The organism is Kordia sp. (genome assembly GCF_045105435.1).
In the GTDB taxonomy this organism is placed as follows: domain Bacteria; phylum Bacteroidota; class Bacteroidia; order Flavobacteriales; family Flavobacteriaceae; genus Kordia.
The window spans coordinates 1-6,768 of sequence record NZ_JBGCDL010000230.1 but is presented as its reverse complement, the minus strand read 5'-3'; the positions used below and the strand labels follow the sequence as shown (position 1 = coordinate 6,768).

Here is a 6,768-nt window from a genome sequence, read left to right as displayed (position 1 = left end):
GATAAATAGTTTTCTACCGTGAATTTTACGAGCATTTGGGTAATTTTTTAGGTTTAATTAGTACAAATATATCAATTTATACGAAAATATCGTACAAAAAGACAATTTTTTGTTTGGAAGAATGAAATAAAAGTATATATTTGTACGTGTTTTTCTCATAAAAGACAATATTTTTAGAAAAATGACAAAGTTGTTTATGGAATCATCGTAAATATCGTATAGATTATCAAAAATAAAAATGATTGCTGAAAAAGATTCCATCGCAATGCAAACCAAATTATAAATTACACTAGAAAGAAAGTTAATGATAAAGAGAGAGTTTCCTTTTTACCGACAGTTAGACCAAATGGATTGTGGACCAACATGCTTGCGTATGGTGGCAAAGCATTTTGGACGTGCCTATACAATTGACTTTCTGCGAAAGAAAGCAAATATTACCAGAGAAGGTGTTTCCCTTGGCGGAATTGCCGAAGCTGCCGAAGAAATAGGATTGCACACCTTAGCGGTAAGTGTCGATTATAAAACCTTAATAGATGAAGTGCCGTATCCGTGTATTGCGCATTGGAGACAACGTCATTTTGTGGTGGTTTATAAGATTAAAAGAAATACGGTGTATGTTGCCGATCCTGCACATGGTTTGGTAAAATATTCAAAAGAAGATTTTATAAAAGGTTGGATAGGTAGTAGTGCCGATCCAGATAGTGCCGAAGGATATTTATTGTTATTAGAGCCTACGCCAGAGTTTTACGAACTCGAAAAAGAAGAAAAGAAAGAATACGGATTTAAGTTTCTGTTTTGGTACTTTAAACCCTATAAAAAATACATTGCTCAGTTAATTTTAGGACTACTCGTCGGGAGTTTGCTGCAGCTTATATTTCCGTTTTTAACCCAATCGGTAGTCGATTATGGTATTAATTATCAGAATAAAGATTTTGTATTTCTGATATTAATTGCGCAGTTAACACTCTTTATTTCGCAAACTACGGTAGAACTGATTCGGGGTTGGATTTTACTACACATGACCAGCCGGATTAACATCAACCTGATTTCCGATTTCTTAATCAAGTTGATGCGATTGCCCATTGCCTTTTTCGATTCCAAGAATACGGGAGATATTATACAACGTATTTACGATCACAATAGAATTCAGAGTTTCTTGTCGTCCACAACTTTAAACACATTGTTTTCTGCTTTTAATATGTTCATTTTTGGAGGTGTATTGGCATACTACAACATGCCTATATTTATTGTGTTCTTTGTAGGATCTGCCTTGTATATTGGTTGGACACTATTGTTTATGAAAAAGAGAGCCGAACTCGATTACAAACGATTCGATCAATCATCCGATAACCAAAGTAGTTTGTATCAGCTGATTTCGGGAATGCAAGAAATAAAATTGAACGGTTCGGAACGTAGAAGACGTTGGGAATGGGAAGCCATTCAAGTACGTTTGTTCAAAATTTCCATTAAAGGATTGGCGCTTTCGCAAACACAAAATACAGGTGGACGATTTATCAACGAATTAAAAAATATCATCATTACCTACATTGCGGCAACTTCCGTAATTGACGATTCTATGTTTACCTTAGGTATGATGCTTTCGGTACAATATATTATTGGACAGTTAAACTTGCCAATTAACAACTTTATTACGTTCATTCAATCTGGACAAGATGCAAAAATTAGTTTAGAGCGTTTGTCTGAAATTCATAACAAAGACGATGAAGAAGATCGTTTTGAGGAAAATATCAAAGAATTACCGGAAGATAAAACGATTAAACTGACCAATGCAAGTTTCCGCTATGGAGGAAAAAGCTCGCCGTTAATTTTAGATGATTTAACTGTAGAAATTCCGCAAGGAAAAGTAACCGCTATTGTTGGCGCCAGTGGTAGTGGAAAAACGACCTTAATTAAGCTGTTGCTGAAATTCTACGATTTTAATGAAGGTTCTATCCATATTGGTCCACATAAATTGGGCGATATGAGTACCAAATCGTGGCGAAAAGCATGTGGTTCAGTAATGCAAGATGGTTTCCTATTTGGAGATACAATTGCTAGAAACATTACGGAATCAGATTCGGAAGGAATTATTGACAAACAACGTTTAATTCACGCAGTAAAAGTTGCCAATATTGAAGAATTTATTGAAGAATTACCATCTGGATATAATACTAAAATTGGATCGAGTGGTGTCAATGTTTCTGGAGGACAAAAGCAACGTATTTTAATTGCGCGTTCTGTATACAAAGATCCGAAGTATATTTTCTTTGATGAAGCAACAAGTGCTTTAGATGCGAATAACGAAAAGGTTATTATGGAGAATCTTCAAGAATTTTACAAAGGAAAAACAGTAGTGGTTGTGGCACACCGATTGAGTACGGTAAAAAATGCAGATCAGATTATTGTACTTGATAAAGGAAAAATTATTGAGTTAGGAAACCACGAAGAGCTTACGGCAAAACGTGGATCATATTATACATTAGTAAAAAATCAATTAGAGCTAGGAAACTAATATGGCGAAGAAGATAGAAGAAAAAAAGGAAGAAGAGAAGAAAGAGGAAAGACGCAAGAAAATTAATGATCTTGACGAACGTTCCGATCAGGTTAAGGAAATACTTGGACAAGCACCTAATTGGGTAATTCAATGGGGAATTTCGGTGGTGTTTTTAATTGTTATTATGTTTATAGTTGGTTCTTCTTTATTGAGTTACAACGATATTATTCCGGCACGAGTTACCATTACTTCCGAAAATCCGCCTGCGCATTTAACCGCAAATGCAGCTGGGAAATTGACGAGTATTTTTGTAGAAGCTGGACAAAAAGTAGATGTGGATGAAGTATTGGCTGTGATAGAAAATACCGCAAAATTTGAGGATGTTCAATTGTTAAAAAAAATATTGGAAGACTTTACACCTAAGGAGAGCCATTTTGATTCGTTAGCCTATGTACTTCCAACAAAATTGAAATTGGGAGTTGTACAGCCTGCTTACAATCAGTTTAGAGCGCAGTACTTAACGTATTTAAACTATACAATATTTAGTGATGACAAAAACCAAGCAGCAAATATAAGTTTGCAATTAGGTAGAGTTCGTAATAGATTGCGAAATAGTAAGAATCAACTTGAGATACAAAGGAAAGAATTAGAAAATACCCGAAAGGATTATGAGACGTTTAAGCGTTTGTATAACAAAGGAATTGAATCAAAGCTTAGGTATAAAGAACGAGAAAATATGTACTACAGTGCAAAACGTTCCAATGAAGCGTTGTTGTCTGCCATAGAAAATGATGAAAGTTCTATTTTAACCTTACAAAATAACTTTCGTCAAGCATCTGTTGGTGATAAGAGTTCGGAAATTTCTACCGATCAAAACTTAGAGCAAGCGAGGCAAGATTTAGAAAATCAGATCTTACAATGGGAACAGCAATTCGTATTAAAATCGCCCATAAAAGGAGAAGTTACTGTATTTGATATTTGGTCTAAATACCAAAATGTGAATATAGGACAAGATTTATTTACCGTAATTCCAGATGAAATAGAAGGAATTATTGGACGCGTTTCGTTTCCTGTAACCAATTCAGGAAAAATTAAAGTTGGACAAAGTGTAATTATCAAATTAGATAGTTATCCGTACCAAGAATGGGGAAGTTTGTCTGGAGAAATCATTAATATTTCAGGTGTTCCACAGTTAAATCCGCAAGGTGGACCCGCAACGTATGTTGCTTATTTACGAGTAGACTCACTAAGTAGCTCGTTTGAAAAACCGATTGATTTTAAACAAGAAATGGAAGGAACGGCAGAAATTGTAGTGGAAGAATTGACTGTAATGCAACGAATCTTCTACCAATTGCGAGAAGTATTTAGTCGAAAATAAAACATAAAGAAATAAGTTGATATTTCTTTTTTTCATGATAAAAGCCTCAAAGTTGAACACTTTGAGGCTTTGCTATTAGTATTTGTTTCTTAACAAGCAAATAGGCACGATAAAATAGCTTGCGTATTGCATGTTGGATCATTTGTTTGACAGTTGTATCCAGAACCGCCAGTTCCTCCACCAGGGCAATTTTCAGTGATAACACAACCGTCTATAATACCAGTAAAAATACAATTTGGTGCTGTAGATTCTCTGTTCCCACCTTTGGCATTCAATGTGTTTAATTCTGCAATTCTTGACTTTGTCAAGCTTAACTTGTTTAATTCTAACTTTTGTTTTTTCATGATTTCATTTTTTACAGTTAATAAAAAATACAATTGAAAGAATTTATAGGGAATACATTCATAAAGATAACGAACAAGTGAAAAAAATAATACCTTGAAATTGTTAATTAACAAAAAAAGCGCCTTCATTGTATACAATGAAGGCGCTTAAAAATATATTGGTTAGGTATGTTTTATTTAGTTTTGGCGTCTGTTATTATCTCTGTCTCTTACTCCATCTGTTTGTCCTGTCCTTCCACTATTTGTTTGACTGGCACAAGTATCATCTTCTTCATTTTGAGTTTCACAATAAATCGTATTTGGCTCTGTTTTATGATTGTTGGCAGCAGCATTTTGTGCACCACCATACACAAGGTATGGATTACCAACTTTAGAAATTTTGATCTTTTTAAGTTTTAAAGTTCTCATAATGATTGTTGTTTAGTTAACAACATTAAATATCAGAAAAGTTTCTGTAAAAAACAGTATTTACAAGTGATATTTTATAAAACGTCACTACTTATTGTGTTGGTTTTCAAGGTTTTTTATGTACACAGAGGGGTATATATCTGTTTGTGCTTTAAAAGCTCGTGAAAAGGTTTCAGAACGCTTAAAACCAAACTCTTCGGCAATTGCTTTGATGGTATACGAGCGTAATTTATCATCATTTTTAAGTTGAATTAAAGCCGCATTGATGCGTAATTCTGAAAGATAGGATTTGAATGATTTTTCTTTATACGTATTGATCACATTTGACAAATAAGATGTATTGGTTTTTAATTTTTTCGCGACATATCCAAGTGTGCAATCTTGACGTAAGTACAATTTCTTTTCTTCAAAATTTTCTAAGGCTTTTAAAATTTGTAGTGCATTTTCATCCGTGACAGGATTTGATATTTCTTTTGTAATAATTTCTTCTGCAACAATTTTTTCTTTTGGTTTTTCTAAAGTCTCTATGGTTACTAATAATTTTTTAAAACGTAGCTTGTTTTGTTTTTGCTTGTGCTTGAACCAAATAAAAAAACCTACAAGTATGAAAAGTAAAAAAGCTAAAGATATATATAAATACTTTGCAAGTTTCTGTTGTTTTTGATTGTTGCTATCTAAAACAGTAATTTCATTTTCAAGAATCTTGTAATTGGCATTTGAATTTATGCTATCTGTTTTTTTGAGAAGTACTAAATAAGTTTCTAGATTTTTTGAAGCTTTTATTGAGTCTCCTAATTTTTGGTAACATTTATATAATATTTCATACCCTTCTTTTTGATCACTATAAACAATTTTATATTTTGCAATGATTGCATTCACTTTTTCCAAATATTGAATAGCATCTTTATGGTTTTTTAACTGATAATTACTTTTTCCTAAATAGAAATAAGGTGTTATTAATTGATCTTCACTATTGATGCTTGTATAATAACTTATTGCTTTTTTAGAAATCTCAATAGCTTTATCAAATTCTTTCATTTGATAATTTATGATAGCTTCATTCATTAAAAGCAAATTGTAAAACATTGATGCTTCTTCATTTCTTAACATTTCTATTGCTAAGTCGTTATATTTTTTTGCTTCTTTTGGATTTTTAATCCTCAAATAACAATCTGCAATGTTGAAAAGTGCTTGCTTTTTATAGGTTTCTTGTTTTGGATCAGATGTTTTGAGTGTATTGAGAATGTTTAAGTTTTCCTTGAATAATTCAATAGCACCACTATGATTTTCATGTACTTTTTTTACATAAGCAATGTTTAATGAAACCACAATTTTATTTAGTGGATTATCAGTTAAAATGGCATATTGCTTGGCTACTCCGTATTCGTCTATTGCTTCAGACTCTTTTCCTATGTTTGTAAATATATTAGCTCTTAGATTGTGATTTTTAAAGAGCAATAAATTATCATTAAATTTTTTTGCAATGCTTATGGAGTTTTCAATTCCTTTTAATGCTTCATTGTTTAAAGGAATATAACTATTAGCATAGGCAATATGATAAATAGCGTATGCTGTTTTGCGTGAGTCATTTTCTTTTTGAGCTATTTTATAAGCAGCTAATGCATATGTTTTGGAATCAGTAGGATTTTTAAATAGTGTGCTTTCGTGCAACTTTATCAACTCCTCATACGATTTTCCCTGTAAGGAATCTGTTTGTGCATTCAGCGAAAGCGAACACAGAAGAGTAAGGATACTGAGTAGGAGGAAAAAGGTTTTTTTATACTGCATGAACTGAGAGTTTATGACGATCAATCTATACAAGTATAACGGTTTTATGTGGAGAAAAAAAATAAGTAGGAAAAGCTTTATAGGTTTTTTTTCAACGATTTATAATAAAAAAAGTCTAGCGTATAACTAGACTTTTTTTAAAATTTTACAAGCTCAGAAATTTACTTCTGCTTGTTTTTATTTTTGTTCATGTGCTTTTTACGCGCAATCATGGATTTGTAGTAACGATATAAGAAATCGTAACATACCATTTCGTGAATACGGTTTTTAGACTTGAATAAACGATTCATTAACATGTGCATATAACTTCCCATAAGGTCGTTAATTGGCATCATAAGTGTTTCGTCTTCTTTGTG

6 protein-coding genes are annotated in these 6,768 nt (G+C 32.4%); 2 read left to right on the top strand and 4 right to left on the bottom strand.

The window, feature by feature from the left end; all coding sequences use genetic code 11:
- Positions 1-304: 304 nt before the first annotated feature.
- Together AB8B65_RS11915 and AB8B65_RS11910 are read left to right on the top strand one after the other, a co-directional pair.
- Positions 305-2,512 carry a peptidase domain-containing ABC transporter gene (locus tag AB8B65_RS11915; protein WP_405301251.1) on the top strand — a complete coding sequence of 736 codons (2,208 nt, stop codon included), beginning with the start codon at positions 305-307 and terminating at the stop codon, positions 2,510-2,512.
- Position 2,513: 1 nt separating this feature from the next.
- Entirely contained in the window at positions 2,514-3,872 is a 1,359-nt protein-coding gene (locus AB8B65_RS11910) for an HlyD family secretion protein (protein ID WP_405301250.1), read from the top strand.
- Positions 3,873-3,961: 89 nt separating this feature from the next.
- On the opposite strand, the gene AB8B65_RS11905 is transcribed toward AB8B65_RS11910, so the two are convergent.
- The 4 genes from AB8B65_RS11905 to AB8B65_RS11890 all read right to left on the bottom strand — a co-directional run.
- Positions 3,962-4,216 (bottom strand): hypothetical protein, encoded by a 255-nt coding sequence (locus AB8B65_RS11905; RefSeq protein WP_405301249.1) that lies wholly within the window; start codon positions 4,214-4,216, stop codon positions 3,962-3,964.
- 177 nt (positions 4,217-4,393) lie between these two features.
- Entirely contained in the window at positions 4,394-4,624 is a 231-nt protein-coding gene (locus tag AB8B65_RS11900; protein WP_405301248.1) for a hypothetical protein, read from the bottom strand.
- 87 nt (positions 4,625-4,711) lie between these two features.
- Entirely contained in the window at positions 4,712-6,412 is a 1,701-nt protein-coding gene (locus AB8B65_RS11895; RefSeq protein WP_405301247.1) for a helix-turn-helix domain-containing protein, read from the bottom strand.
- A gap of 161 nt (positions 6,413-6,573) precedes the next feature.
- The coding region (locus AB8B65_RS11890; RefSeq protein WP_405301245.1) for a lantibiotic dehydratase C-terminal domain-containing protein at positions 6,574-6,768 on the bottom strand (195 nt) is incomplete at its 5' end.

Bases quoted from the DNA above. Each gene is read 5' to 3' on its own strand.
- AB8B65_RS11900 (WP_405301248.1), bottom strand. From the start codon at position 4,624: ATGAGAACTTTAAAACTTAAAAAGATCAAAATTTCTAAAGTTGGTAAT.
- AB8B65_RS11905 (WP_405301249.1), bottom strand. From the start codon at position 4,216: ATGAAAAAACAAAAGTTAGAATTAAACAAGTTAAGCTTGACAAAGTCA.
- AB8B65_RS11910 (WP_405301250.1), top strand. From the start codon at position 2,514: ATGGCGAAGAAGATAGAAGAAAAAAAGGAAGAAGAGAAGAAAGAGGAA.
- AB8B65_RS11895 (WP_405301247.1), bottom strand. From the start codon at position 6,412: ATGCAGTATAAAAAAACCTTTTTCCTCCTACTCAGTATCCTTACTCTT.
- AB8B65_RS11915 (WP_405301251.1), top strand. From the start codon at position 305: ATGATAAAGAGAGAGTTTCCTTTTTACCGACAGTTAGACCAAATGGAT.